Genomic DNA, 26,791 nt, shown 5'->3' with positions numbered 1-26,791 from the left:
GCGTGGCATGGGGCCACGGCGATGCAGGAGGCACTGGTTCACAGCAGGTGGCCGGCGGGCAGTGGCCTGCCTGCCAGGTGGTCGACGATATTGGCGGCGGTCAGCGTCGCCACGCGCAGCGCCGCCTGGCGCGTCACGCCGGCCACATGCGGCGTCAGCAGCACCTGCGGCAACCGGGCCAGCGGATGGCCCTGGGGCAGCGGCTCGATGTCGAAGGTGTCGAGTCCGGCGCCACCCAGATGGCCGCTTTCCAGTGCCGCCAGCAGTGCGGCCTCGTCGACCACGGGGCCGCGTGCCGTGTTGATCAGCAGGCTGCCCGGGCGCAGCAGCGCCAGTTCGTTCGCGCCTATCAGGCCGCGTGTCTGCTCGGTCAGCGGGCAGTGCAGGCTCAGTATGTCCACGCGGGGCAGCAGCCGGCGCAGGTCGGGTTCGCAGTCAAAGTCGTCTGCCTGGCCTGCGGGGCGCAGCACCAGCACCTTGGCGCCCAGGGCCGCAGCCAGCTGCGCGGTGGCGCGGCCGATGGCGCCATAGCCGACGATGCCCACCGTGGAGCCGCGGAAGTCGCGGCCCTGCCAGTTGCTGCCGGCCCAACCGCCGGCGCGCACCTGCTGGTCCAGCTGGGGCAACTGGCGCACCAGCGCCAGCATCAGCGCCAGTGCATGCTCGGCAACAGCAGGGGCATTGGCGGCCTGTGCCACGGCCACGGCCACGCCTTGGGTACGCGCAGCTTCCATGTCCACGCTGTCCACGCCGGCTCCGTTCTTGGCCACGATGCGCAAGGCGGGGGCCGCCCGCAGCACGGCGGCGCTCACAGGCTTGGAGCCGCGCAGCACCAGGGCCTGGGCGCCGGTCTGCGCCAGCTGCTGGGCCAGGCTTTGCGCAGTGATGGGCTCGGCCATGAAATGGATCTGTCCGCCGGCTTGCTGCACCACGGCCTGGGCTTCGGGCGCCCAGTGCTCGGCGGTGACGAGAACATTGAATGAAGTGGAGGTTGTGGTCATGCTTGTTCGTTCACCCAGTCCGGCTGCACGCGCACATGGCGGATATGCTGGCGGAACACGGTATAGGCCAGATGCAGCGCGCCGTCGGCGCCCTGGCGGATGGAGGGGTAGGAATATTCGCGGTTGCGGCCGCGCTCGGAATCATTGCTCATGCACCAGCCGTCGCCCACCTCGAGGTTGCGCTGCCAGGGCCAGCTCAGACCGTCGTCGGCCGACAGGGCCAGCGTCATGGGCGCACGCGGAGCACCCCAGAACGCGCGGCGCTCGCCGGCTGCAGCCTTGGCCGGCGTTGCCGAGCTGTCGCCCAGCTCGTCATACAGCGACTCGCGCCGCTGCGTGGCATCGGCGGCGCTGCTGGCGTTGAAGATCATGGCCAGACGCCCGTCGGCCAGGCGCAGGGCCTGGATGGATGAGTTGTTGTTCGGCAGCTCCGTGGCCTCGGGCTCCTGCCAGCTCAGGCCGCCGTCGTCGCTGCGGCTGCGGTAGACATGGTCGGCCCAGCGGCTGCGAAAGAACGCCAGCAGGCCGCCGTCCGAAGCCTGCACGATGTTCATGTGAACGCAGCCCAGGCTGCCGGGCACGGCAATGCGCTGCCAGCTGCGTCCCTGATCTGCCGAGCGCAGCACGCCGCTGTCGTCGAGGCTGCCGTCCCAGGCCTGGCCCGGCTGGGCGCGGCAGTGGAAGACCGGCAGCAGCCAGCTGCCGTCCGTATGTACATGGATGGGTTGGCGCACGAAGGTGCCGGCTGGGGCATCGGCCAGCGTCTCGGTGGGCTCCCAGCTCAGGCCCTGGTCGCGAGACAGGCGCCGGCGCACCACCGAGGTGTTCTGATGCCCCGAGTGCTGGGCCGTGTGCAGCAGCCACAGTTCGCCGCCCGGTGCGGGAAACAGCACGGGGTTCTGTTCCGAGCGTTCGGCATCGTGGGAGAGCTGGGTGGGCTCGGACCACTGCGCGGCACCGGGGGCAAGGCGCGACATGAAGACCGAGATGTCGGAGCGGCCTTCCATGGAGCCGCCGAACCACACGCAGCCCAGGGTGCCGTCGTCCAGCACCATCAGATTGGCGGCATGGGCCTGCACACAGGGCGAAGGCAGGTCCGCCACCAGGCGGTCCGGGTCCTCGGCATGTGGGCGCAGCAATCCATCAAGCATTGGTTTTCCTTGGTTTGTCATGACAGTGTGCTGTCTTCAATGTTCCTGTTTGCGGTGCGGGCCGATGGATGGGGCCTGGCAATAGCCAGTGCCGCCCATGCAGCCCGTGCCGCCCCGCAGCGAGTAGACGTGGGAGTCTCACCTGCTGCGGGGAAGCGGCATAGCCGCTCGGGCATGTCAATCGGCCTTGATCTTCGCTGTCTTGATGAGACCGCCCACGCGCTGGTATTCACGGGGCACGAAGGCACGCAGCTCTGTGGCATCGCCGCTGCCCGGGGTCACGCCCAGATCGCGCAGCTTGGAGACCACCTCTGGCTGCTTCAGGGCCTTGGCCAGTGCACCGGAGAGCTTGGCGCTGACATCGGCGCTGGTCTTGGACGGAGCAAACAGTGCGTACCAGGCCGAGAACTCGAACTGCGGGTAGCCGGCTTCGGCGAAGGTCGGCACATTGGGCAGCTCGGGCAGACGGGTGGTGGAGCCCACGGCCAGGGCGCGCACCTTGCCGCCGCGCAGCAGGGGCATGGAGTTGGTCGCGGTATCGAAGATGACCGGAATGCGCCCGCCGATCAGATCCACGATGTGGGCATTGCCGCCCTTGTAGGGCACGTGGGTCATGGGGACCTTGGCAATGGACACGAACAGTTCGCCGGCCAGGTGCAGCGGCGAGCCGTTGCCCGAGGAGCCGTACATCACGGCCTGCGGGTCCTTGCGGGCCGCTTCCACCACATCCTTGAGCGATTTGTAGGGCGAGTCGTTGGCGGTGATGGCGATGATGGGGGCGCTGCCGATCATGCCGATGGGCTCGAAGTCCTTGACGGGGTCGTACTCGGTCTTGATCAGATGCGGGCTGGCGGCGTGCGTGGCCAGGCCGCCGACAAGCAGCGTGTAGCCGTCGGCCGGCGCGCGCGCCACGATGCCCGCGCCCAGCAAGGCCCCGGCACCAGGCCGGTTGTCCACCACGCTGGCGGTTCCCAGTACCTCCCCCATCTTCTGGCCGACCAGCCGCCCCAGCATGTCATTGGCGCCGCCCGCAGGATAGGGCACCACAAAGGTGATGGGCTTGCTCGGGAAGTTTCCCTGGGCCTGTGCCAGCGGCATGGCACCGGCCAGGGCCAGTGCTGCCAGCGCGCCCAGTACGGGCCTGCGGGTGATGTATCGGGATTTGCTCATGGTTTGTCTCCTGTTGTGAATGGTTCTAGCGACCGTGTTGCGTCAATCCAGTTGTCCCTGGCAGACGTATTTGATATGCAGGTAATCGTCGAGCCCGTGAGTGGAGCCTTCGCGGCCGTAGCCCGACTCCTTGACGCCGCCAAAGGGGGCGGCCTCTGCGGCCAGCGCGCCTTCGTTGACGCCCACGATGCCCGATTCCAGGGCATCGGCGACACGCCAGATGCGGCGCATGTCCTGGCTGTAGAAATAGGCGGCCAGACCGAACGGCGTGTCGTTGGCGGCGGCGATGACCTCGGCCTCGTCGTCAAACACGGTCAGCGGAGCCACGGGCCCGAAGGTTTCTTCGCAGGCGCAGGCCATGGAGGCAGTGGCGCCCGAGAGCACGGTGGGGGCGAAGTAGGTGGGGCCCAGATCCGTCAGGCGCTTGCCGCCGGTGAGTACCTTGGCGCCCTTGGCCACCGCGTCCTCCACATGGCGGGCGATCTTCTCGACGGCGCGGTCGTTGATCATGGGGCCGATCTGCGAGGCCGGGTCACTGGCCGGGCCCACGTGCAAGGCTGCCACGCGGGCGCTGAGCTGCTGGGCAAAGGCCTCGTACACCGAGCGGTGCACAAAGACGCGATTGGGGCAGACGCAGGTCTGGCCGCCGTTGCGGAACTTGGCGGCCATGAAGCCGTCCACGGCGGCTGCCACATCGGCATCCTCGAAAACGATGAAGGGCGCATTGCCGCCCAGCTCCAGCGAGAGCTTTTTCAGTGTGTCGGCGCTGCGGCGCGCCAGGTGCTTGCCCACGGGCGTGGAGCCGGTGAAGGTGATCTTGCGCACACGGCTGTCGTCCAGCCACTGGTCCACCACCCCGGGCGTGCGCTCGCGCGAGGCCGTGACGATGTTGAGCACCCCGGCCGGCACTCCGGCTTCGTGCGCCAGCAGCACCAGGGCCAGTGAAGTCAGCGGCGTGTCCTCGGCCGGCTTGCAGACCACGGTGCAGCCCGCAGCCAGTGCCGGCGCGATCTTGCGCGCGATCATGGCGGCCGGGAAGTTCCAGGGCGTGATGGCGGCGACCACGCCCACGGGCTCGCGCAGGGCGAGCATGCGCCGGCCCGGCACGGGCGCGGGAATGACTTCGCCGTTCATGCGCGTGGCGGCCTCGCCGAACCATTCGATGTAGCTGGCGGCATAGGCCACTTCGCCCTTGCCTTCGGCCAGCGGCTTGCCCTGCTCCAGCGAGATCAGCGTGCCCAGATCGTCCTGATGGGCCAGCACCAGGTCGTTCCAGCGCTTGATGATGGCGGCGCGTTGCTTGGCCGGCAGCTTGCGCCAGGCTGGCAGCGCCGCCTGGGCGGCATCCACGGCGGCGCGCGCGTCGACCGCACCGGAATCGGGTACGTCGGTAATGGTGCTGCCCGTGGCCGGATCGGTCACGGCAAAGCTGGCGCCGCTGGCAGCGGGTGTCCAGGCGCCGGCGATGAAGTTGGCGCTGCGCTGCAGTTCGGTGCGTTGCAGTCTGAGTGGCGTGGCGTTCATGGTGAAAATCGCAGAAAGTGAAGATCGGATAAGGGCGCAAAGCTCTGGAAGATGCGTTTTCCTCAGCTCACGATGCCCAGGTGCCAGGGCACGAATTCATGGTCACCCAGTCCCAGGACTTCGCTCTTGGTCTGTTCGCCGCTGGCATGGCGCAGGATCTGCTCGAAGATCTGCTGGCCCAGCTCGGGCACGGTCAGCTCTCCGTCGACGACCACGCCGCAGTTGATGTCCATGTCTTCCTGCAGGCGCTGGTACATCGGCGTGTTGCTGGCCAGCTTGATGGTGGGTGCGGGCTTGCTGCCGAACATGGAGCCGCGGCCCGTGGTGAAGCAGATCAGCTGGGCGCCGCTGGCGATCTGGCCAGTGGAGGCCACCGGGTCGTAGCCCGGCGAGTCCATGAAGACGAAGCCGTGTTCGGTGATGGGCTCGGCATATTCATAGACAGCGCGCAGCGGTGTGGTGCCGCCCTTCATGGCACTGCCCAGAGATTTTTCAAAGATGTTGGCCAGGCCGCCGGCCTGGTTGCCGTGGCCGACCACACCGTTGAACTGGGCGTTCTGGCCGGCTGCGTAGCGTTCCCACCAGGCCAGGCGGTCCAGCAGCTTCTGGCCGACTTCGGGACTGATGGCGCGGCGCGTGAGCATGAACTCCACGCCGTGGATCTCGGGGGTCTCGGACAGAATGGCCGTGCCGCCGTGGCGCACCAGAATGTCCATGGCTGCGCCCAGGCCGGGGTTGGCCGTGATGCCCGAAAAGCCGTCCGAGCCGCCGCATTCCAGGCCGATCTTGAGGTGGGCGGCGCTGACGGTGCTGCGCTGGGCCTGGTCGGCGATGGGCAGCATTTCCTCGATGGCGGCAATACCTGCCTCGATGGTGGCGCGCGTGCCACCCACTTCCTGCATCACCAGAGTGCGCAGCAACTGACCTTCCTTGAGGCCTTGCGAATCCACCAAGGCATCGACCTGGTTGCGCTCGCAGCCAAGACCCACGATGAGCACGCCCGCCAGGTTGGGGTGGCGCGCATAGCCGGCGAGGGTACGGCGCAGCACGTCGAAGTGCTCGCTGGGCGAGGACATGCCGCAGCCGCTGCTCTGGGCAAAGGCGGCCACGCCATCCACATTGGGAAAGGCTGCCAGCCGCTCGGGCGTGAAGTGGGCGGCGATGCGCTTGATCACGGTGGCCGAGCAGTTGACCGAGGACAGGATGCCGATGAAGTTGCGCGTGCCCACGCCGCCACCTGCTCGCACAAACCCCTGGAAAGTGGCGCGCTCTTCCTCGGGCACGTAGTCCACGGGCCGTACGTCGGCACCGAACGACGGGTCGCGGTAGTAGTCCACCAGCTTGAGGTTGTGGCTGTGCACATAGTCGCCAGGCTCCAGGTCGCGTGTGGCGACACCGATCACCGTGTCGTACTTCTTGACCTGCTCGCCCTCGGCGATGCGGCGTGCCGCGATCTTGTGTCCGGCCGGCACCTGGGCGCGCGTTCGCACTCCCAGCTCGGGAATGTCCTGGCCCAGGGCCAGGGCGGTCTTGGCCACCAGCACGTTGTCGTTGGGGTGCAGGTGCAGCAGGGAGGAAGAGGAGGAGAGCATCTTGGAGTCCGGGGATGGCGGGCCTGAGGCGGTGGGGACGCGGCGCGTCAGCGCATCAGGTCGCGCAGTTTGAGTTTGTCGATGAGCACGGTTTCCTTCTGGTAGACCGTGCTCACATACCTGGCGTAGTCGGGGCCATCCAGGTAGAGCAAGGGCGCGTCCAGCCTTTCGGCCACGGACTTGAACTCGGGGCTGGCCACGGCCTGGCGGAAGGCATCGCGCAGCTTGGCTTCGACGGCGGGCGGCAGGCCCTTGGGCGCGCCGATGCCGTTGGGCGCATCGACGACCACGTTGTAGCCCAGGTCCTTGAGCGTGGGCACGTCCTTGAAGCGCGGCGTGCGCTGCTCGCCCCAGGTGGCAAGAAGGCGCAGCTTGCCGGCTTCGACATGCGGGGCCCAGGAGCTGGAGTCGGCCAGCGCATCGACATGGCCGCCCAGCACGCCCTGCAGCGCCTCGGCGCCGCCCTTGTAGGGCACATGGCTGAGCTGGATGCCGGCTGCGGCCGCAAATTCCTCCATGCCCACATGGGTGGCGCCGCCCACGCCGGCGTGGGCGTAGGTGATGCTGCCGGGCTTGGCCTTGGCGGCGGCGACGAAGTCCTGCAGGGTCTTGAAGCGCGAGTTGGCCGGCACGGCGATGCCGAAGGTCTGGCCCGAGGTGCGCGCGATATAGGTGTAATCCTTGCGCGGATCGGCCTGCAGCGTGCCCAGCTGGGAAAAGCGCGTGACCGAGATCGGGATCTGGCCGATGGTGTAGCCGTCGGGCTTGGCCGAGGACAGAGCCTTGGAGCCGATCATGCCGGAGGCTCCGGCGCGGTTTTCCACGGCAATCGCCTGGCCCAGGATACGGCCGGCCACGGTGCACAGCGCGCGCATGGACTGGTCGGCCGTGCCGCCGGCAGGCCAGGGGCAGATGAAGGTGATGGGGCGCTCGGGCCAGGTCTGGGCCAGCAGGCGGGAGGAAGTTCCGAGCGTGGCTGCGCCGAGGGCGCCGAGCACAAAGCTGCGCCGGCTGCTGCGTGGGGGGATCATCGCGTGTCTCCTGTCGTTATTTGAACTGCTAGCCCCGATTGTTCAAAACTGCTCCATGACAATCCAATGAAAAGATAGACTCTCTTCATAACTAATAAGTAATGAAGCCCCATGAGCAAGATCGATCGTGTGCTGCGCTCCAACCTCAAGCTGCGCCATCTGCAGCTGCTGGTGGCACTGGACCAGTTTCGTCACCTGGGCCGCGCGGCCGAGTTTCTGGCCGTGACCCAGCCCGCCGTCTCCAAGACCCTGGCCGAGGTCGAACGCATGCTGGGCATGGCGCTGTTCGAGCGCTCCACGCGCGGCACCGAGCCCACGGCAGCCGGCGTCAGCATGGTGCGGTTTGCGCGCTCGGTGCTGGCCGGTTTCGAGCGGACGCGCGACGAGATGGCCGCCGAGGCCAGCGGCGCGCGCGGGCGCACCAGCGTGGGTGCCATGGTGGTGGCCACGCCGGTACTGCTGGCGAGTGCCGTGGAGCGGCTCAAGGCGCGTTCGGACCAGACCACGGTAATGGTGGAGGAGGGGGATCTGACGCGCCTGCTGCCCAAGCTGCGCCTGGGGGAGCTGGATCTGTTCGTGGGGCGGCTGGAGCCCGGCTATGCCGCGCCCGACCTGGAGACCGAGGCGCTGTACGACGATCCCATGGTGGCCGTGGTGCGGCCCGGTCATGCGCTGCTGGCGCCGGGCGCGGCCAGCTGGCAGGCCCTGGCGGACCAGCCCTGCGTGCTGCCGCCGCCCTGGGCCTCGCTGCGCGTGAAGCTGGAGCAGCAGTTCTATGCCCACGGCCTGCATCCGCCGGCCGACATCGTGGAGACCGCGTCCTTTCTCTCGCAGCTGACCTTTGTGCACCAGCGCGGCGCTGTGGCCTTCATGGCGCGTGGCGTGGCCCGCTGCCATGCGGCCCTGGGTACACTGGCCATGCTGGATCTGGCCGTGCCCATCGATCTGCCACCCGTGGGGCTGATCACCTTGCGCGGCCAGCCGCTGACGCCGACCACGGGCTTGCTGGTCGAATGCCTGCGCGAGGTGGCCAGGGGACAGGGCTGAGCCCGGCACCATCGGCAAGTCCGCAGGGCGGCGTTTCACCTGCCGTGCCGGGCCCTGCGCATGGGACCAAATTGATGAAGGAGAGCTGTCCATGAGCACCTCGCTACCCGCGTCCTCCACCGGGCCCGTCAGCGGTCCCGAGGCGTCGGCTCTGATCGATGCCAGGATTGCCAGCCTGGACGACTGGCGCGGCGCCATGCTGGCTCGCGTGCGCGCGCTGATCCACGAGGCTCTGCCCGCCGTGGTGGAAGAGCTGAAATGGCGCGGAACGCCTGTATGGTCGCAGGACGGCATTCTGTGCACGGGCGAGACCTACAAGGCCGTGGTCAAGCTGACCTTCGCGCATGGCGCGGCCCTGGCCGATCCGGCCGGCCTGTTCAATGCCAGTCTTGAAGGCACCACGCGCCGGGCCATAGACCTGCATGTCGGCGAAGCGCTCGACGGCGCAGCGTTCCAGGCGCTGGTGCAGGCCGCTGCGCAGCGCAATGCCCGGGCCCGGTCGGCCAGCAAATCGGCTTCACAAGCCAAAGCCAGACCGCGGTCTGAAGCCTAGGTCGCCGCAGCCGGTGGCCCTGGGCGTGCAGGCGTGCAAAAGCACCCCGGTGCAGGTTCAGCCTGCGCAGGGCGCTTCTCATCTTGAATCAGGCCGGCTGGGGCCAGCCCGGAGTCATCAGGCGTTGGCGATGGCCGCGGCGATGGCTTCGCCCACCTCGGTGGTGTTGGCCTTGCCGCCCAGATCGGGCGTCAGCGGACCGGCCTTGATCGTGTGCTCGATGGCGGCCACGATGGTGTCGTGGGCCTGGCGCCAGGCACCTTCGCTGCGGCCCAGGAAGTCCAGCATCAGCGCGCCCGACCAGACCATGGCAATGGGGTTGGCGATGTTCTTGCCGTAGATGTCGGGTGCCGAGCCGTGCACGGGCTCGAACAGCGAGGGGAAGGTGCGGTCGGGGTTGAGGTTGGCCGATGGTGCCAGGCCGATGGTGCCCGTGGTGGCAGGCCCCAGGTCGGACAGGATGTCGCCAAACAGATTGGTGGCGGCCACCACGTCGAAGCGGCCGGGCTGCAGCACGAAGCGGGCGGTCAGGATGTCGATGTGCTGCTTGTCCAGCGTGACTTCGGGGTAGTCCTTGGCCACATCGTCGGCGCGCTTGTCCCACCAGGGCATGCTGATGGCGATGCCGTTGCTCTTGGTGGCCAGCGTCACGTGCTTCTTGGCGCGGCTCTGGGCCAGATCGAAGGCGTACTTGAGCAGACGGTCGGCGCCATGCTTGCTATAGACCGATTCCTGGATGCAGATCTCGCGGTCCGTGCCTTCAAACATGATGCCGCCCAGGGCGGTGTACTCGCCCTCGGTGTTCTCGCGCACCACGTAGTAGTCGATGTCACCGGGCTTGCGGCCGGCCAGGGGGCAGGGCACGCCTTCGAACAGGCGCACCGGGCGCAGGTTGATGTACTGGTCGAATTCGCGGCGGAACTTGAGCAGCGAGCCCCACAGCGAGATATGGTCGGGCACGGTGGCGGGCCAGCCCACGGCGCCGAAGAAGATGGCATCCATGTCCGAGAGCTGGGCCTTCCAGTCGTCGGGCATCATCTGGCCGTGTTCGGCGTAGTAGTCGCAGTGGGCCCAGTCGAAATGGTGGAACTCCAGCGGCAGGTCGAAGCGCCTGGCTGCGGCTTCCAGCGCGCGCAGGCCTTCGGGCATGACTTCCTTGCCGATGCCGTCGCCGGCGATGACTGCAATCTTTTTGGGAGTGGACATGGTGCTCTCTCATGAATGTGTTGGGTGGCGAGGCAGCGGCTCAGCCTGTGCCTGGCGGTATTCTGCACCCTGCATAACTGAATACAATTGACTGATCGTGGCCTGATTGTTTACAGATCGTGCAGAAAATGCCCTCGCCCGAAGACCTGCGTGTCTTCACCACCGTGGTGCGCAAAGCCAGCTTTGCCGAGGCTGCGGCCGCGCACAATGCTTCGCCGGCCTTTGTCAGCAAGCGCATCCGCCTGCTGGAGCAGGAGCTGGGCGTGAAGCTGCTGCATCGCACCACACGGCGGGTCGCTGTCACGGAGCAGGGCGAGCGCGTCTACCACTGGGCGCAGCGCATTCTGGACGAGGTCGAGCATCTGCTGCAGGAGGTGGATGTGACGCGTCGCCAGCCGCGCGGCCTGCTGCGGGTGTCCACCAGCTTCGGCTTTGGCCGCCATGTGGTGGCGCCTGCGCTGTCGCAGCTGATTGCGCAATATCCGGCGCTGCAACTGCGCCTGGAGGTGTTTGACCGCATCGTCGATGTCGCGGCCGAAGGCTTCGATCTCGATGTGCGCGTGGGCGACGAGATCGCGCCGCATCTGATTGCCCGCCATCTGGCCGACAACCATCGCGTGCTGTGCGCGGCCCCGGCCTATGTGCAGCGGCGTGGCAGTCCGCGCACGCTCGACGAGCTGGCTGCGCATGACTGCCTGGTCATCAAGGAGCGTGACCATCCCTTCGGTGTCTGGAAACTGCGCTCGGGCAGTCAGGAGCGCAGCGTGAAAGTGACCGGGCCGCTGTCCACCAATCATGGCGAGATGGCCGTGCAATGGGCGCGCGACGGCCATGGCATCGTGCTGCGCTCGCTCTGGGATGTGGCGGCCGATCTGCAGGCCGGGCACCTGCTGCAGCTGCTGCCCGAGTGGCAGCAGCAGGCGAATATCTGGGCGGTCTATCCGACGCGGCTGGAGCGCTCGGCCAAGGTGCGGGTCTGCGTCGAGTTCCTGCAGGAGTTCTTCAGCAAACAGGCGCCCACGGGATTCAGGAGTGCTATGAAAAAAGAAGCTGCTATCGATTGATATACATAAATTTCAGAGTCTTTTGAATCTGAAAAATATGCACAGCAAGCGCAAGCAGCTTCTGTTTTTGAGCCTGATACCGCATGGCGGCTCAGGCCGGTTGCCAATTATTGGGTCAGCGCGGCCTTCACGGCAGCGGACACCAGGCCCATATCGGCCTTGCCGGCCAGCTGGGTCTTGACGGCGCCCATCACCTTGCCCATGTCGCCGGGGCCGGAGGCGCCCAGTTCGGCCACGATGGCCTGCACGGCCGCGGTGATCTCGGCTTCGCCCATGCGTTCGGGCAGATAGACCTTGAGCACTTCCATTTCGGCCTTTTCCACATCGGCCAGATCGCTGCGATTGGCGGCTTCGAAGGCGGCGATGGAGTCCTTGCGCTGCTTGATCAGCTTGTCGACGATGGCGATGACGGCCGCGTCGTCGAGCTCGATGCGCTCGTCCACTTCCTTTTGCTTCATCGCGGCCTGCAGCAGGCGGATGGTGCCCAGGCGTGCACTGTCCTTGGCACGCATGGCGGTCTTCATGTCTTCGATAATCTGGGCTTTCAGGCTCATGGCTTTCTCCTTGGGGTGGGCGAATGGCAGTCCGCGATGTGAATGGCGCCGACTGTCCATGCGCTGGGAGGTCACTGCGCAGCCGGGCAGGCTTGGCAGTGGCCAGAAAACAAAAAACCCGCGCCTGGCGTCCCGAGCGCGGGTTTGCGGCTGTTTTAAGGCCGACTGGTCCTAATCAACGATTAGTACAGCTTCTTAGGCAGTTGCATGCTGCGAACGCGCTTGTAGTGACGCTTCACGGCAGCAGCCTTCTTGCGCTTGCGCTCGGCTGTGGGCTTTTCGTAGAACTCGCGAGCACGCAGATCGGTCAGCAGACCCAGCTTTTCGATGGTGCGCTTGAAGCGGCGCAGGGCAACTTCATAGGGCTCGTTTTCTTTGACGCGGATGGTAGTCATTTAATTTCCAGATATATCTGTGCTGACAGAGGGTTCTCGGGAAGATCGGGCCTGAGAGCCGTGTACAGCGGTTTCCCCGCCACTTTTTAACTAGTATGGCCGACGGGGTAATGCCAGCAAAGTCGAGCATTATAGACCAAGACTTGGGCTGCGTCTGCATAGCGCAGCCAAGCAATCTTGCGCTGGCCGGGATGACAGGGCTTTGCCGCAGCAGGCTGGCGTTGCCAATGCCCCGATCCAGGCGCCGCCATTGTGCGCTTGTGACTGTCTTTATGCCTTTGCTGCGCGCAAGGTGCAGGCCCTAGCCGGGCTGCCCAAGCCCACGCCGGTGTCGCTGGGATCTGGGGTTTGTGTGGAGCATCTTGTGCACGGAAATTGCATACAGTTTAAGAGCTCTGTTTCTTGATTCAAGTCAGGAGGCGAGTGACCTGGTGCCTGTGCGCATCGCTGTCTTTTCCGTGTCCAAGGAGCTTTCATCTTGTCCAGCGCTTCTCATTCCTCATCGGTTTCGCGTCGTCAATGGATGGCTTCGGCCATCGCCGTCCCCGGCCTGCTGGCGCTGACGGCCTGTGCCGGCAAGGCCCAGGCTCCGGGCGCTGCTGCGGCCGGCAATTCTCTGGTGGTGGGCGGTCTGTTTGCGGGCTCACGCAGCGACAAGGGCTTTATGGAGGCCGGATGGCGCGGCCTGGAAAAAGCGCGCCAGGAGCTGGGCGTGCAGACCCGTTTTCTCGACGGCATGGCGCCCAGGAAGGAGTTGCTGGAGCCGGCTCTCGCGCAACTCGCGGGCCAGGGCGCACAACTGGTGATTGCCCATGGCGGGCAGAACAATCAGGCCGCAGCCGACGTTGCGGCGCGCTTTCCCAGGACCCAGTTCGTCGTGACCCAGGGCGCGGTGCAGGGGCGCAATCTTTGCAGCTATGACGTGCTGCAGGAAGAGTCGGCCTATCTGGCCGGAGTGCTGGCGGCGCTGACCACCAGGACCGGTGTGGTCGGTCATATGTCGGGCATTCGGGTGCTCCCAGGACTCAAGGGACGTGCCGCCTATGCGGCCGGCGTGCGCGATACCGATCCCAAGGTCAAGCTGCTGACGAACTTCTCTGGCGATCAGGACGACAACGCCTTGTCGCACCGCATTGCCAGGGCCCAGATGGCAGCCGGTGCCGATGTGATCTTCACCATGCTCAACTCCGGCCGCGATGGCGTGACCCAGGCCTGCCGTGAGGCGGGCACGCGCCAGATCGGCAATGTGATCGACTGGACTACGGTGGATCCGCAGGTGTTCGTCGCTTCCGCCTGGGCCGATGTGGGCATTGGCGCGTTCTTGGCCGTCAAGGACATGCAGGAGCGCGGTGCACCCGGCCCGGGTATTCGCAAGATCGGTCTGAGCGATCCGGCTGCCGTACGCCTGACCATGGGAGAGGCAGTGGCGCCCGCTGTGCGCGAGCGCGTGGCCAGGGCGTCCGCAGCCATCTCCTCGGGGCAGCTCAAGGTTGCCGAGCACTACGAAGGCCCGGAGTTTACGGTCTGAGCGCATGGTGGGCCGCCGCTCCGATTTCAGTTGCTCAAGCCTGTAGCGACTGCTTTTCCGCCATGGCCTGGGCGCAGGCAGCGGCACTGGCCCAGGCCCACTGGAAGTTGTAGCCGCCCAGCCAGCCGGTGATGTCCACCACCTCCCCGATAAAGTACAGGCCCGGGCGGCTCTTGCACTCCATGGTTTGCTGGGACAGCACCTTGGTGTCCACGCCGCCCAGCGTGACCTCGGCTTTTTTGTAGCCTTCGGTGCCCGTGGGGGTGATTTCCCAGCGCGACAGCTGTTCCGCCAGTCTGGCCAGGGCCTTGTCGCCGGCCTCGTTGATGGGGCGCTGCAGCTCGGGCATGCGGCTGACCCAGGCATCGGCCAGACGCGCGGGCAGGTGGGCGGCCAGCTCGTTGGCTACCAGCTTGCGCGAGTGAAGCTTGGCCTGGGCAAGCACCTCGGCCAGATCCACGCCAGGAAGCAGATTGATCTGCAGCGGGGTGCCGGGCTTCCAGTAGCTGGAGATCTGCAGCACCGCAGGACCGGAGAGGCCGCGATGGGTGAACAGCAAATCCTCGTGGAAGCTCATGCGCTCCTTTTTGCTGCCGGTGCTGATTTCCACGGGCAGGGCCAGACCGGCCAGGCCTGCGTAGGGCTGCCAGCCTTCGCCATCGAAGGTCATGGGTACCAGGCCGGGCGTGCGCTCGATCAGCGGCAGATCGAACTGCTGGGCCAGCCGGTAGCCGAAGTCGGTGGCGCCTATCTTGGGAATGCTCAGGCCGCCGGTGGCAATGACCAGATTGGCAGCCTGTACCAGGCCACGATCGGTTTCAATCTGATAGCTGCAATCGCTTTCTGTGTCTGGGTTTTCCGGTGAAAGCACTGCTTTCTTGACCTGGCAAGGCTGCCAGCGCTGCACGCCGCCCGCTGTGCACTCGGCCAGCAGCATGGCGATGATGTCCTCGGCCGAATGGTCGGCAAACAGCTGGCCCTTGTGCTTTTCGTGGTGGGCAATGCCGTGTCTGTCCATCAACGTGATGAAGTCGGCGGGTGTGAAGCGCGACAGGGCCGAGCGGCAGAACTGGGGGTTCTGTCCCACAAAATGCTTGTGCGGCGCACGCACGTCCAGATCGCGGTTGGTGAAGTTGCAGCGTCCGCCGCCCGAGATGCGGATCTTCTCGGCCACCTTGGGCGCATGATCGATCAGCAGCACCTTCAGGCCCTGCTGGCCGGCCTGGGCCGCGCAGAACAGGCCGGCGGCACCGGCGCCGATGATGATGGCGTCAAAAATCTGGAAGGGGACCTGTGGGGTGGAGGACACGGCGGGCAGGGCGCTGAAGCACGAACAACAAAGCCGGTCATTGTCCCAGATGGCCGGTCACTGGAGTTGGATGGGCTGACAAAGTCCCGAAATGCGCGGGTCGTGATGCCTGTGCAGTCGCCAGCCCGTTGTCCTGTTGGGATATGCGGCAAGCCTCTGCATGTGCCATGGATCACTTCTAGAATCGCGCCCCATGAATACACCATCCCACCAGCTGAGCATGACCGTGCTCATGTCGCCCGACATGGCCAACTTCTCCGGCAATGTGCACGGCGGCGCCATTTTGAAACTGCTGGATCAGGTTGCCTATGCCTGCGCCAGCCGCTATGCGGGCCGCTATGTCGTGACGCTGAGCGTGGATCAGGTGATGTTTCTGCAGCCCATCCATGTGGGCGAGCTGGTGACTTTTCTGGCCAGCGTGAACCACACCGGCAAGTCGTCCATGGAAATCGGCATCAAGGTGATTGCCGAGGAGATTCGCAGCCAGGTGGTGCGCCACGTGAACAGCTGCTTCTTCACCATGGTGGCCGTGGACGATGACAAGAAGCCTGCCCCCGTGCCACCGCTGCAGCTCGAAACCGACGAGGAAAAGCGCCGCTGGGACGCCGCCATCGTTCGCAAGGAGCTGCGCAAGGAGCTGGCCGAGCGCTTCGCCGAGACTCGTACTCCCTGAGTCGGGGCGGCGCTTGCCGCCCGCCCGGGCTGCAGGACAGCCCGGGGGCGGTCCTGGCTCAGGCCGCCGCTGATTGCGGCAAGTCCTGGGGCTGGTTCTGCCAGGCGGCAATACCCTGGACCACATCGCCGACGACGATGATGCTGGGGCTGCCCAGCTGATGGTCGGCAATGCACTGCGGCAAATCCTTCAGAAAGGTCAGCGCATGGCGCTGCTGCGGCAGGCTGGCATGCTGGATCACGGCCACGGGCGTGCTGCCGGGCAGACCGCTGAGCAGCTCGCTGCTGATGCGCTCGACGCTGCTCACTCCCATATAGATCACCAGCGTCAGCTTGGCCGCATGGGCCGTGGCGGCGATCTGGCGCCAGTCGGGGCCGCTGTCGCCGGGCTTGGCATGGCCGGTCATGAAAAGCACGCCATGCGCGCGGTCGCGGTGGGTCAGCGGGGCGCCCAGGCTGGTCAGGCCCGCAAGGCCGGAGGTGATGCCGTTGATGACATCCACCTCGATGCCGGCCTGACGCAGATGTTCGACCTCTTCGCCGCCACGGCCAAAGATGAAGGGGTCGCCGCCCTTGAGGCGCACCACGCGTTCGCCGTCCTGCACGGCCGCAATCATGAGCTTTTCGATAAAGGCCTGGGGGGTGCTCTTGCAGCCGCCGCGCTTGCCCACATAGACCACGCGGGCAGTGGGCGAGGCGTGGCTCATCACACCGTCGCTGACCAGATCGTCGACAAACAGCACGCTGGCTGCGGCAATGGCCTTGGCGGCCTTGATGGTCAGCAGCTCGGGGTCGCCGGGGCCTGCACCCACCAGGGTGCACGAGCCGCGCTGATTGGGGTTGTGGGAAATGGCAGTCATTGTGGGGTCTCAGTCGGGCTGCGGTTATAGGCTTGCAGTGCGGCGCGGCTGGCGGCAGCGCCGGCATCGGTGACCTGCATGGCCTGGTGCAGGGCTTGTATCTGTTCCAATTGTTGCGCGATCGGCGCCGGCGCAGGCTGCTGGCCGTTCAGGATGTCCAGCGTCAGCCGGGCTGTCTGCTCGGCATTCAGATCTTGTTCCGGGGCACTGATCTCGGTGCCGGATGCGAGCTGGCTGCTGTGCAGGGAAGAACGCTCAAAGCAGATTTCTCCGGCAATCACACCCGTACTCACGGGTTCGCGGTGGGGGGCGGCCACGGCCTCGCCTTCCGTGCCGCGCACCAGCAGCGCACTGGTCGCGCGCATGGCCAGCGTCTGGAGCATGGGCTGGGCATAGGCCGGGTGGGTGTAGCTGGCCAGCACCAGCCCGGACTGCGCGGTGCTGTTGCCATGGATGGGGTCCAGCAGTTTGACGATGCTGTGCGAGGGGTTGCGCAGGCCCATCTGGCGGCGAATCTGCAGCAGCCGATCCAGCGGTGCCAGCAGGTGACGGGTCTGCATCCAGACCTTGTCGCCAGGCTCCAGGGCGACGGGGCGCTCGATGGCCGTCCAGCCCAGTTGCCGCCATACCTCGGCCGTGCCCAGGCGCTTGTCCTCGGTATGGCTGCCGTGCACGAGCACGGGCAGTCCTTTTTGCGCTAGCAGACCTGCCAGCAGCGGGGTGAGGTTGGCCAGCTTGCGCGAGCCGTTATAGCTGGGGATGACGACTACGGGCAGGGCTTTGTGAGCCTGCGGCCACACAGGCAGACGTTGCTGGGTGGCGTCGAGAAAGCCTGCCAGCTCTTCGGCGCTTTCGCCCTTGAATCGCATGGCAATGCAAAAGCCGCCCAGCTCCAGATCGCTGACCTTGCCGTCCAGCACCTGCCCCATCAGATCGCAGGCCTGGGCCCGCGAAAGAGAGCGCGCGCCCTTGGTGCCGCGACCGATTTCCTTGATGTAGTGGCTGATGCTCATGATTAACGTAATTGTCGCTATAAAAACCATGAGTTGTCAGACGATTTGGTTATATAAATCAAACCGGCCGTGGTCGGAAAACCGTCGCTCCCTGTTGCGCCAGCTGTGCAGCCAGGGCCTGTAGCTGGGATTGCGCGAGCTGGGCGACAAGGTCCAGCATGGGGTTGCGCCTGAGCGCTTCGGCAGATGCCAGAACGGCGAGCCGACTGGCCTGGCGCGAAGCCCGAAGCGGCCGGAACACGATCTGCTCGCGGTGGAACATCGCGAAGGATGCCGGCACGATGGCCACGCCAAGACCGCAGGCCACGAGCGCCAGCACATTCACCAGCTGACCGGCTTCGTGGCGTATCAGCGGAGTGAAGCCGGCCTCGGCGCACAGCGCGACCGTGCGGTCGAAGTAGTCGGTGTCCTGATAGCGGGTGAAGCCCACAAAGGGCTGATGCACGGCGGCTTGAAGATCCAGCATTCCTCTGCCTCCGGCCAGCGGGTGCGAGGCCGGAACTGCCAGGCAATAGGGGTCGTCAATGCTGGCCAGCTCAAGCTCGTCGGCTTCCCTGTGCCCGGGGCGGGCAAAGCCGAGTTCCAGCTCGCCCTGGCGCAAGGCCCGCTGTTGCTGGGAGGAAATCATTTCGCGGGCTTCGATCTGCACGTCACAGCCGGCCTGTGCCACAGCCAGCAGCAAGCCGGGCAGCAGGGACTGCAGGGCCGAGGGAACCAGCCCCAGGCGCAGCACGGTCTGGCTGCTGCGCTCTCGTTCGCGCGCTCGCAAGGGGGCTTGCTCGGCGCGCGCCAATATGACGCGTGCATCTTCCAGCAGCGATTCGCCCGCAGCGGTGAGCTGCATGCCGCGCGGCAGGCGGGTGAAGAGCTGCGTGCCGACCTCGTCCTCAAGTTGCTTGAGTTGCTGTGACAGCGGCGGCTGGGCGATGAATAGCTTGCGGGCTGCCCTGCTGACGTTGCCCTGCTCGGCAACCGCCACGAAGTAGCGCAGATGTCTCAGTTCCATGCCTGAATCAATCCATATTTAAAAAGTATGATTTTTATATTAAATCAGTGTTGGACATATGAGTGAAGGGCGGCAACACTGCCGATCCTGTTCGTTTTGAGATGCATGTCCACGCATGCATTGCCTGTCTCATGCAAGCCTTGCAAAAAACCGAGTCCGCCAAGGGACTGAAGCTCAACGAGGTCGACATGCCGTCGCCTGCCGCAGGCGAGGTGCTGCTGCGGGTTCATTCCACTGGTGTCTGTGGCACGGATCTGCATATCGATGCCTGGACGGCGAGCTATCACTTTTTGCAGGCCGCGCTGCCGGTGACCGTGGGTCACGAGTTCAGCGGCGAGATTGTGGCCAGAGGCGAGGGGGCCGAGCATCTGCCCCTGGGCCAGCTGGTGGCCGTGCGGCCTTCGGTCACCTGCGGCAGATGCCCCAGTTGCAGTGCCGGCGACTTCGATGCCTGCACTACCCGCCGCGGCATCGGTGTCATGCGCCATGGCGGCTTTGCCGAGTATGTGGCCGTGCCCCTGCGCAATTGCGTGGCGATTCCACACGGCGTGGACCCCGAGGTTGCCGCATTGGCCGAGCCGCTGTCGGTGAGCTTCGAAGCCGTGCGCACGGGCAATGTCCAGCCCGGCGATCGCGTGCTGATCCTGGGACCTGGCAATATCGGTCAGGGCATTGCGCTGTTTGCGCGTGCCGCAGGGGCGGCCCAGGTGGTGGTTGCCGGCCATGGCGATGCCGCGCGGCTGGAGGTCCTGCGCTCCATGGGGTTCGAGGATTTGCTGGACTTCGAGGGGCAGGACATCGACGAAGCCCTTGCCGCGTATACGCAGGAAGCTTTCTTTGACGTGGTGATCGAAGCCACCGGGGCGGCGGCCGTGCTGGCGCCGGCCCTGCGCGCACTCAAGACCCATGGTGTGCTTGTGATTGCAGGCATTCATTCAGCCCCCGTGCCGCTGGATCTGACGGCCCTGGTGCGGCGTCATCAGCAGCTGCGCGGCTCCTATCGCACGCCGGAACGCTGCTGGCTGGAGGTCGTTGAATTCATGCAGACCCATCAGGATAAGCTGCGCCTCATGATCACCCACCGCGTGCCGCTTGCGCAGGCCGGGCGGGGTTTTGACCTGGCGCGCGCGCGGCTGGCGAGCAAGGTGCTGATTCAACCCGGCGCGGGTTCTGCATCATGAGCTGCGCCTTCCTGGCCCTGTGGAACGACATTGACCGGCCCGAGGCTCGCGCAGAATACGAGGCTTGGCATGCCCTCGAGCATGTTCCCGAGCGCGTGGGTTTGCCGGGCTTTGTCTACGGCCATCGCTATGTCGGCGCCTGCGGATACTTCACGCTCTACGGTCTGGAGTCTCTGGCGGCCCTGGACTCGGCCGAGTATGCGGATGTGATCGCCAACCCCACGCCCTGGTCGGCACGCATGAGGCCGCGCCTGAGTGCTTTCATGCGCAGGCCCTGCATATTGCAGGTCCAGGCTGGAGCATCCAGCGGTGCGGCGCTGACGACGCTCAAGGCCGTCACCGCCGATGTACAGGCCTGGGCCGCGCAGGCAGCCCGCTGGGCGGAGCAGGCGGTGCAGCAAGGGCGTCTGCTGCGGGTCATGGCGGGTGTGGTGCCTGTGGAGCGTTCCTTGCACTACCCCGTTGGCGGGGAGTGCATTGCCGAGCAGGCCCAGGGGGAATTCACGGTGGTCATGCTGGCCGAGCATCTGGACGGAACGGCATGCACCCAGGGGGCCCAATGGTGGGCCGACCAAATGCAGGCACATCACCTCGAAACGCCTGCACAGCAGGCTTTTAGCCTGCAAACCCGGGTGTACCGTTCGCAGCTGGCCCTGCCCGCCAGTGGACGCCTGCCACCCTTGATGGAACTGATGGCTGGATACGCCGATTGTTGATCCGAGACTGAGATTCTGGAGACATAAAGATGACAAGAAAATCGATGCCCGTGCGCCGGGCTGCCCTGCTGCTGTGCGCCGCTGCGTGCCTGCCCTTGGCGGCTCAGGCCCAGGGCAAGACTGACTGGCCCACCCGCCCCATACGTCTGATCGTCGGCTATGCCAGCGGCTCTTCGCCCGATGTGCAGGCCCGCCTGCTGGCCGAGCCCCTGACCAAGGCTCTGGGGCAGCCTGTGGTGGTGGAGAACAAGGGTGGGGCCAGCGGCAATATCGGCGCTGATGCCGTGGCCAAGGCCGGCGACGGCCACACCATAGGCGTGATCGGCAATGGCCCGCTGACCAGTTCCAAGTTTCTCTACAGCAAGCTGCCCTACGATCCGATCAAGGATCTCGCACCGCTGGCCATGATCGGATCGGCCCCTCTGGTACTGGTGGCTCCCAAGTCCATGGCCGCGAATGCAGGGGCTTATTTCAAGGCGCTCAAGACCGGGACCCAGGGCAACTACGGCTCGGTGGGCACGGGGTCCGGTGGCCATCTGGGCGTGGAGCTGATCAAGGAAGCCATGGGCCTGAATCTGCAGCATGTGCCCTATAACGGTGGCCCGGCGGTGGTCAACGCCTTGATGGGCGATCAGGTGCAGATGGCCTTGCTGCCGGCCTCCACCGTCATGCCGCTGGTCCAGTCTGGCAAGCTGGCCGCCCTGGCCGTGAGTTCCAGCAAGCGCAGTCCGCTGGCGCCCGGCGTCCCGGCCATGCCGGAGATTGGTGCCGGCAATGTGGACATCGAAGTCTGGAATGCGGTCATGGCACCGGCTTCCATGCCCGCCGAGCATCGCGCCAAGCTGGCCGCGGCCCTGGAAAAGATTCTTCATGCTCCCGATATCCGCAGCAAGCTGCTGGCTCAGGGCTGGCGTATCGACGACACCAGCGCCGCCTCGCTGGCCAGGCGCATCGAAAACGATGCACGCATCTACGGCAGCCTGATCACGCAAAAGAACATCCGCCTCGAATGAGCGCGGCCGGCGCCATCTGAGGCGCCGGACTCCCACACGGCATCCCCGCAGCTGCGGTGGATGCCGCTGTCAGCGGCTCGACAGCGGCAGGAATCTGCTGCGAGGCCCATCCATTATTAAAAAGAGAGACTTCATGACATCCTTGCAATCGGGAGGCTTGGCCGTGGCCGCTGCCTTCATCTCCGCATGCTCGCTGGCTCAGGCCCAGACCGCTGGGCCCGCCACATCCCAGGTCACTCTGTACGGCGTGGTGGACATGGCCGCCGAGTCGGTGTCCACCGGCGCGGGCCGCACCCTGCGTGCGGAAAGCGGTGTCCTGGCGGGCTCGCGCTGGGGCGTTCGCGGAACCGAGGATCTGGGCGGCGGCCTGCGTGCACTGTACGTGATGGAGGCCGGACTGAATGCCGATACCGGCGAGCGCGGTCAGGGCGGGCTCGCCTTTGGCCGGCAGGTCTTTGTCGGCATGGGCGGCGACTGGGGTCAGCTGACGGTGGGCCGCCACTACACCACGTTTCATACCTCGCTGGCTTCCTATGCCCTGACGGGCCTGATCTGGGGCAATGCCGCCAACTATTTCCGTGACGGCACGGTGCTGCGCGCTGACAACTCGCTGCGCTTTCAGTCGGCTTCCATGGCGGGGCTGGTGGTGCGGGGCATGTACTCGTTCGGGGAGAACGCCGGCACCAATGTGGGGCGCCAGTTCGGCGGCTCGCTGGACTACACGCGTGGCCCCTGGAGCCTGGGGGCCTCGCTGTGGGAGCGTCGCACCACGGCCCAGAACACCGACCGCTATCGCTTGCTGGGCGGCTCCTATGACTTCAAGGTGGCTCGGGCGGCCTTGCTGCTTTCCACCCGGGAGGATGATCTGCCGGATGCCGCCAGCAAGCGCGGGCGCTTCTTTGAAGTCAGCATGACCATACCGGTCAGCACGGCAGGGCAGGTGCTGCTGTCCTATGGGCAGTTCCAGGGGCGTGCGCGCGCGAACAGCGATGCCCGTGCCCTGAGCGTGCGCTACGACCATGCGCTGTCCAAGCGCACCAAGCTGTATGCGGGCATCTCCGCAATCCGCAACGAGGCCGACGCAGCATTCACCATCAACAGTGCCAGCAATGCCGGGCCTTCGGTTCCCAAGGGCAGCAAGCCGCGCTCGCTGCTGGTCGGCATCTCGCACTCCTTCTGAGCCGAGTCGTCACCAGGCGCTGGCCGCCTCAATGGTCTATAGCCCGGGAGGGGCTTGCGTAGTGAATGAACATTGATCACATTTCGGGACAAAGGGCGCGCGTACCATGTGCGCTGTTTTTGAGGAGTGTTGAAATGACCGCTAACGCATCTTTGACCGACGAGCTCATGGGCCAGCTGCAGGGCGCTCCCATGCAGGGCATGGCCCAGCAGCTGGGCATCGACTCCGTGCAGGCCGAGCAGGCCGTGGGTGTGGCGCTGCCCATGCTGTTTGGTGCGCTGGGCCAGAACACGGCCGAGCCTCAGGGAGCTGCCGATCTGTTCGGTGCGCTGCAGCGCGATCACAGCAGTGCCAATGGCGCGATGGATATGGGCGGTCTGCTGGGCGGGCTTGGTGGCCTGCTCGGCGGAGCGGGCGGTGGCGCCGGTGCGGCTGGCGGCCTGGGTGGGCTGGGCAGCATTCTGGGTTCGGTGCTGGGAGGCGGCTCCGGTGCCGGCAACTCGCAGCTGGATGCGGGCGCCATTCTGGGCAATATCTTTGGCGGTCAGCAGCAGCAGGCCGAGTCCCGGCTGGGTCAGGCCACGGGTCTGGGGGGCAATGCAGGCCAGTTGCTGGCCCTGCTGGCTCCGCTGGTGATGTCTTTCCTGGCCAATCGGGTCCAGTCGCAGGGCATGGGGGCTGGCGACCTGGGCAATGCTCTGGATCAGGAGCGTGGCCAGATCCAGTCGCAAGGCGGCATGGCGGGCGGTATCCTCGGCAGCCTGCTCGATCAGAATGGCGACGGCAAGCTGGATGCCGGAGATTTGTTCAAGCTGGGCGCGGGTCTGCTGGGCGGCCGGCGCTGAGCCGCGATTGGGTGACAGTATCAAGGCAGCTTTGGCTGCCTTTTTTGTTTTTGTATACGGGCATAGCCTGATTGCCGCAATGCAGCAGGATTCTCACACTGGTCATGTCGTCATGCGTTTTGCATGACGGGCCGATCCAGAAAGGAGAACCAGATGACGACCGTCGCCGAAATTCTGCGCGCCAAGGGCAACAGTACTATCTACAGCGTTTCTCCCTCCGACACCATGCTGGCTGCGCTGCAGCTCATGGCGGAAAAAAGCATTGGCGCGCTGCTGGTGCTCGAAGGTGGCGATATCGCCGGTATCGTGACCGAGCGCGACTACGCTCGCAAGATCGCGCTGCAGGGTCGAAGCTCGGCCAGCACACGCGTGGACGAGGTCATGACGCGCAAGGTGCATTGCGTGCTGCCGCGCCAGACCAGCGAGGAGTGCATGTCGCTGATGACCAGCAATCGCATGCGCCATCTGCCCGTGATCAACGAGACCCGCGAACTGCAGGGGCTGATTTCGATTGGCGACATCGTCAAGGAAATCATCTCGGCCCAGCAGTTCACGATCCATCAGCTGGAGCACTATATTTCCGGGACACCCAATGTGAATCAGCCCTAGGCTGCTGTGAATTGAATATGGGACTTACGCAAACAAGAATGTAACAACGGCCTGCCTTCTGAAGCAGTCGCTCGGTCTGAACCCGTTTTGCGTAAGTCGTGGAATAGTGAAGGCGGACAGGGCTAATGTCCGCCTTTCCTGCATCTGGAGGGCGCAAGTTCTACACTTGCGGCCATGAGTTTGCTGATCCTGGGAATCGAATCCTCTTGTGATGAAACCGGTGTGGCCCTGGTGCGCACGCCGGACGGCCAAGGTGTGCCCACCTTGCTGAGTCATGCGCTGCACAGCCAGATTGAAATGCATCGCGCCTATGGCGGCGTGGTGCCCGAGCTGGCCAGCCGTGACCATATTCGCCGCGTGTTGCCGCTGACCGAGAAGGTGCTGGTCGAATCCGGGGAGCAACTCGACAATGTCGATGTGATTGCCTTTACACGCGGCCCAGGCCTTGCCGGGGCTCTGCTGGTCGGCTCCGGTGCGGCTTGTGCCATGGCGGCAGCGCTGGACAAGCCCGTGCTGGGCGTGCACCACCTCGAAGGCCATCTGCTCTCGCCCTTTCTCAGTGCCGACCCGCCGGAGTTCCCGTTCGTGGCCTTGCTGGTCTCGGGTGGCCACACCCAGCTCATGCGTGTGGACGGCGTGGGCGAATATGAAATCCTGGGTGAAACCATCGACGATGCGGCGGGCGAGGCTTTCGACAAATCGGCCAAGCTCATGGGCTTGCCCTATCCGGGCGGTCCTGTGCTCTCCAAGCTGGCGGAGGGCGGCGATCCCCAAGCCTTCAAGCTGCCTCGTCCCCTGCTGCATTCGGGCGATCTGGACTTCTCGTTTGCCGGCCTCAAGACGGCCGTATTGACCCAGGCCAAGAAGTTGGGTGACGAGCTGGAAGCGCGCAAGGCCGATCTGGCCGCCAGCACGCAGGCCGCGATTGTGGATGTGCTGGTCAGGAAAACCATGGCTGCACTCAAGCAGACCGGCATGAAGCGGGTGGTGGTGGCGGGAGGTGTGGGAGCCAACAAGCAGTTGCGCGAACAGCTCAATGAGGCCTGCGCCAAGCACAAGATCCGCGTGCATTACCCCGAGCTGCATTTGTGCACCGACAACGGCGCCATGATTGCCATGGCTGCCGCCATGCGCATACAGGCGGGACGCGAGCAGGCACAGCATGAATATGCGTTCGATGTGAAGCCGCGCTGGCCGCTGGATTCGCTCAAGTGAGTCCGTACCGCAAAAAAGCAGCCCAGGTGGCTGCTTTTTTCATGGCTGCCTGCGCTTATCCGGCAAGCTTCACGGCCAGTTTTGCTACGTTCTGGCCCTGGTAGCGGGCAATGCTCAGCTCGTCGGGATGAGGCTGGCGCGAACCGTCGGCGCCCGCAATGGTGGAGGCCCCATAGGGCGAATTGCCGCCCTTGACCGCGCTCAGATTGATCTGCTCGGGCAGCGGATAGCCCAGCGGCACGATGATCATGCCGTGATGGGCCAGCGTCGCCCAGGTGGTCGTGGCCGTCATTTCCTGGCCGCCGCCGGTGCCGGTCGAAGTGAAGACACTGCCGATCTTGTTGATCAAGGCCCCCTTGACCCAGAGACCGCCAGTCTGGTCGAGAAAGCTGCGCATCTGGCCCGGCATATTGCCAAAGCGCGTGGGCACGCCAAACAGGATGGCATCGTAGTTGGCCAGCTCGGCGGGGCTGGCGACCTCTGCGGCCTGATTGGCCTTGCCGCCTGCGTTCTTGAAGACATCCTCGGGCATGGTTTCGGGCACGCGCTTGATGGTGACCTCGGCACCGCTGACGCTGCGTGCGCCTTCGGCCACGGCCTGAGCCATGGTTTCGATATGACCGTACATGGAATAGTAGAGAACCAGCACTTTTGCCATGGGTGAATTCCTCAAACGGGTTGGAAAGCGGTGCGGCAGTGATGCACCCGACTGAACCCACAGTGTAGGAATCGAAGATGGCAGCGCGACATGTGCCAGCAGCCGGCGCCTGTAGGCCAAGGCGCCGAATCGGCTCACCTGTCGGAATCGGCCATGCCATTGACATGAAAAAAGCCCGCAACGCTTTGGCATTGCGGGCTTGTGCCCTCCGGTCGGCCCCGCTAAGAGGAGATGGAAGAAAGGATGAGGCAGACCGGTAGGCGAAAAGCAGCGCTTATTCGATGCTCAGCGTCACGGCCTTGCTCTGGGGCTCGAGCTTGGCCAGGGTCAGCGTGAGCACTCCATGCTCGAGCTTGGCCTTGCTGTTGGCTGCATCGATTTCATGGCCCAGATCCCAGCTGTATCTGACCTGGCGGGCTGCGCCTTCCACGCTCTCGAGCTTGGCGACAGTCCCTTCCAGCGAGAGTTTGAGCTGCTCGCGTGCCAGGCCAGGCACATCCAGGGTCAGTGTGGTGAATTTTTCATCGCGGCTGACCTGAACCTGGCGTTGTACAGGGCTTGCAGAGCCCAGGGTTTCCTGCAGAAAACGTTGCAGGGCCAAGTCGGCGGCGCGAGGGGATACAAAGGTATTACGGCTCATCACAGGGGCGAAGAACATGGTGTTTAACTCCTTTAAACTGCGCGGCTTGCGTTGTTGC

27 protein-coding genes are annotated in these 26,791 nt (G+C 65.3%); 12 read left to right on the top strand and 15 right to left on the bottom strand.

Going from position 1 to position 26,791, the window contains the following annotated elements:
• Nucleotides 1-38 precede the first annotated feature (38 nt).
• The 6 genes from O987_RS19840 to O987_RS19815 all read right to left on the bottom strand — a co-directional run bounded on the left by O987_RS19840 (nucleotide 39) and on the right by O987_RS19815 (nucleotide 7,469).
• Entirely contained in the window at nucleotides 39-1,001 is a 963-nt protein-coding gene (locus tag O987_RS19840) for an NAD(P)-dependent oxidoreductase (protein WP_043374293.1), read from the bottom strand.
• On the bottom strand, nucleotides 998-2,152 hold the full coding sequence (locus tag O987_RS19835) for a sialidase family protein (RefSeq protein ID WP_144244951.1): 1,155 nt from the start codon (nucleotides 2,150-2,152) through the stop codon (nucleotides 998-1,000). The genes O987_RS19840 and O987_RS19835 overlap by 4 nt, the downstream gene beginning before the upstream one ends.
• Nucleotides 2,153-2,329: 177 nt before the next feature.
• Entirely contained in the window at nucleotides 2,330-3,322 is a 993-nt protein-coding gene (locus tag O987_RS19830; RefSeq protein WP_043374289.1) for a Bug family tripartite tricarboxylate transporter substrate binding protein, read from the bottom strand.
• Between the two features lie 42 nt (nucleotides 3,323-3,364).
• A complete protein-coding gene (locus tag O987_RS19825) occupies nucleotides 3,365-4,846 on the bottom strand; it encodes an NAD-dependent succinate-semialdehyde dehydrogenase (protein WP_043374286.1) in 1,482 nt (493 codons plus the stop codon).
• A 62-nt stretch (nucleotides 4,847-4,908) separates the two neighbouring features.
• The gene (locus O987_RS19820) at nucleotides 4,909-6,438 is read right to left on the bottom strand and encodes a UxaA family hydrolase (protein WP_043374283.1); all 1,530 of its coding nucleotides are present in this window, start codon (nucleotides 6,436-6,438) and stop codon (nucleotides 4,909-4,911) included.
• Between the two features lie 47 nt (nucleotides 6,439-6,485).
• Nucleotides 6,486-7,469: a Bug family tripartite tricarboxylate transporter substrate binding protein gene (locus tag O987_RS19815; protein WP_043374280.1), complete on the bottom strand. Its 984-nt coding sequence runs from the start codon at nucleotides 7,467-7,469 to the stop codon at nucleotides 6,486-6,488.
• 111 nt (nucleotides 7,470-7,580) lie between these two features.
• Here O987_RS19815 and O987_RS19810 point away from each other — a divergent pair, with 111 nt between their 5' ends.
• Together O987_RS19810 and O987_RS19805 are read left to right on the top strand one after the other, a co-directional pair.
• A complete protein-coding gene (locus tag O987_RS19810; RefSeq protein WP_003052989.1) occupies nucleotides 7,581-8,516 on the top strand; it encodes a LysR substrate-binding domain-containing protein in 936 nt (311 codons plus the stop codon).
• A 91-nt stretch (nucleotides 8,517-8,607) separates the two neighbouring features.
• Nucleotides 8,608-9,069, top strand: a complete 462-nt coding sequence (locus O987_RS19805) for a DUF1801 domain-containing protein (protein WP_043374279.1) — start codon at nucleotides 8,608-8,610, stop codon at nucleotides 9,067-9,069.
• A 117-nt stretch (nucleotides 9,070-9,186) separates the two neighbouring features.
• Here the strand turns inward: O987_RS19805 and O987_RS19800 are convergent, their stop codons facing one another.
• A complete protein-coding gene (locus O987_RS19800) occupies nucleotides 9,187-10,275 on the bottom strand; it encodes a tartrate dehydrogenase (protein WP_043374277.1) in 1,089 nt (362 codons plus the stop codon).
• Nucleotides 10,276-10,403: 128 nt separating this feature from the next.
• Here O987_RS19800 and O987_RS19795 point away from each other — a divergent pair, with 128 nt between their 5' ends.
• On the top strand, nucleotides 10,404-11,339 hold the full coding sequence (locus O987_RS19795) for a LysR substrate-binding domain-containing protein (protein ID WP_003052995.1): 936 nt from the start codon (nucleotides 10,404-10,406) through the stop codon (nucleotides 11,337-11,339).
• Nucleotides 11,340-11,446: 107 nt separating this feature from the next.
• Here the strand turns inward: O987_RS19795 and O987_RS19790 are convergent, their stop codons facing one another.
• On the bottom strand, nucleotides 11,447-11,893 hold the full coding sequence (locus tag O987_RS19790) for a GatB/YqeY domain-containing protein (protein ID WP_043374275.1): 447 nt from the start codon (nucleotides 11,891-11,893) through the stop codon (nucleotides 11,447-11,449).
• Between the two features lie 182 nt (nucleotides 11,894-12,075).
• Nucleotides 12,076-12,288, bottom strand: a complete 213-nt coding sequence (rpsU, locus tag O987_RS19785) for a 30S ribosomal protein S21 (RefSeq protein ID WP_003052999.1) — start codon at nucleotides 12,286-12,288, stop codon at nucleotides 12,076-12,078.
• A gap of 478 nt (nucleotides 12,289-12,766) precedes the next feature.
• Between rpsU and O987_RS19780 the strand changes: the two genes are divergently transcribed.
• Entirely contained in the window at nucleotides 12,767-13,816 is a 1,050-nt protein-coding gene (locus O987_RS19780) for a BMP family protein (RefSeq protein ID WP_235214186.1), read from the top strand.
• Nucleotides 13,817-13,850: 34 nt separating this feature from the next.
• Here the strand turns inward: O987_RS19780 and O987_RS19775 are convergent, their stop codons facing one another.
• Entirely contained in the window at nucleotides 13,851-15,125 is a 1,275-nt protein-coding gene (locus O987_RS19775) for an NAD(P)/FAD-dependent oxidoreductase (protein WP_043374269.1), read from the bottom strand.
• Between the two features lie 193 nt (nucleotides 15,126-15,318).
• On the opposite strand from O987_RS19775, the gene O987_RS19770 reads away from it, so the two are divergent.
• Nucleotides 15,319-15,798, top strand: coding sequence for an acyl-CoA thioesterase (locus tag O987_RS19770; RefSeq protein WP_003053005.1), 480 nt, complete (start codon nucleotides 15,319-15,321; stop codon nucleotides 15,796-15,798).
• 58 nt (nucleotides 15,799-15,856) lie between these two features.
• On the opposite strand, the gene cobA is transcribed toward O987_RS19770, so the two are convergent.
• From cobA to O987_RS19755, 3 genes are read right to left on the bottom strand one after another with little or no spacing between them, the layout of a single operon-like run.
• Complete coding sequence (gene cobA, locus O987_RS19765; RefSeq protein WP_043374266.1) at nucleotides 15,857-16,657, bottom strand: uroporphyrinogen-III C-methyltransferase; 801 nt, start codon at nucleotides 16,655-16,657, stop codon at nucleotides 15,857-15,859.
• Nucleotides 16,654-17,670 (bottom strand): DNA-binding protein YbiB, encoded by a 1,017-nt coding sequence (gene ybiB, locus O987_RS19760; RefSeq protein WP_043374263.1) that lies wholly within the window; start codon nucleotides 17,668-17,670, stop codon nucleotides 16,654-16,656. The genes cobA and ybiB overlap by 4 nt, the downstream gene beginning before the upstream one ends.
• 58 nt (nucleotides 17,671-17,728) lie before the next feature.
• A complete protein-coding gene (locus O987_RS19755; RefSeq protein WP_043374261.1) occupies nucleotides 17,729-18,676 on the bottom strand; it encodes a LysR substrate-binding domain-containing protein in 948 nt (315 codons plus the stop codon).
• A gap of 131 nt (nucleotides 18,677-18,807) precedes the next feature.
• Here O987_RS19755 and O987_RS19750 point away from each other — a divergent pair, with 131 nt between their 5' ends.
• The 7 genes from O987_RS19750 to tsaD all read left to right on the top strand — a co-directional run bounded on the left by O987_RS19750 (nucleotide 18,808) and on the right by tsaD (nucleotide 25,435).
• Nucleotides 18,808-19,857 (top strand): zinc-dependent alcohol dehydrogenase, encoded by a 1,050-nt coding sequence (locus tag O987_RS19750; protein WP_235214185.1) that lies wholly within the window; start codon nucleotides 18,808-18,810, stop codon nucleotides 19,855-19,857.
• A complete protein-coding gene (locus O987_RS19745) occupies nucleotides 19,854-20,573 on the top strand; it encodes a hypothetical protein (protein WP_043374258.1) in 720 nt (239 codons plus the stop codon). Before O987_RS19750 ends, O987_RS19745 begins: the two co-directional genes overlap by 4 nt.
• Before the next feature lie 44 nt (nucleotides 20,574-20,617).
• Complete coding sequence (locus O987_RS19740; protein ID WP_043374256.1) at nucleotides 20,618-21,586, top strand: Bug family tripartite tricarboxylate transporter substrate binding protein; 969 nt, start codon at nucleotides 20,618-20,620, stop codon at nucleotides 21,584-21,586.
• 133 nt (nucleotides 21,587-21,719) lie between these two features.
• Nucleotides 21,720-22,766, top strand: coding sequence for a porin (locus tag O987_RS19735; protein WP_043374254.1), 1,047 nt, complete (start codon nucleotides 21,720-21,722; stop codon nucleotides 22,764-22,766).
• Nucleotides 22,767-22,900: 134 nt separating this feature from the next.
• On the top strand, nucleotides 22,901-23,611 hold the full coding sequence (locus O987_RS19730; protein WP_043374252.1) for a DUF937 domain-containing protein: 711 nt from the start codon (nucleotides 22,901-22,903) through the stop codon (nucleotides 23,609-23,611).
• 153 nt (nucleotides 23,612-23,764) lie between these two features.
• Nucleotides 23,765-24,220: a CBS domain-containing protein gene (locus O987_RS19725; protein WP_043004812.1), complete on the top strand. Its 456-nt coding sequence runs from the start codon at nucleotides 23,765-23,767 to the stop codon at nucleotides 24,218-24,220.
• Between the two features lie 174 nt (nucleotides 24,221-24,394).
• Nucleotides 24,395-25,435, top strand: a complete 1,041-nt coding sequence (gene tsaD, locus O987_RS19720; RefSeq protein ID WP_043374248.1) for a tRNA (adenosine(37)-N6)-threonylcarbamoyltransferase complex transferase subunit TsaD — start codon at nucleotides 24,395-24,397, stop codon at nucleotides 25,433-25,435.
• Between the two features lie 55 nt (nucleotides 25,436-25,490).
• On the opposite strand, the gene wrbA is transcribed toward tsaD, so the two are convergent.
• A complete protein-coding gene (wrbA, locus tag O987_RS19715) occupies nucleotides 25,491-26,093 on the bottom strand; it encodes an NAD(P)H:quinone oxidoreductase (protein ID WP_043374246.1) in 603 nt (200 codons plus the stop codon).
• A gap of 274 nt (nucleotides 26,094-26,367) precedes the next feature.
• Entirely contained in the window at nucleotides 26,368-26,751 is a 384-nt protein-coding gene (locus O987_RS19710; RefSeq protein ID WP_043374244.1) for an Hsp20/alpha crystallin family protein, read from the bottom strand.
• Between the last annotated feature and the right edge of the window lie 40 nt (nucleotides 26,752-26,791).

The organism is Comamonas testosteroni TK102 (assembly GCF_000739375.1).
GTDB lineage: Bacteria > Pseudomonadota > Gammaproteobacteria > Burkholderiales > Burkholderiaceae_C > Comamonas > Comamonas brasiliensis.
This window is presented reverse-complemented; position numbering and strand designations above follow the sequence as displayed.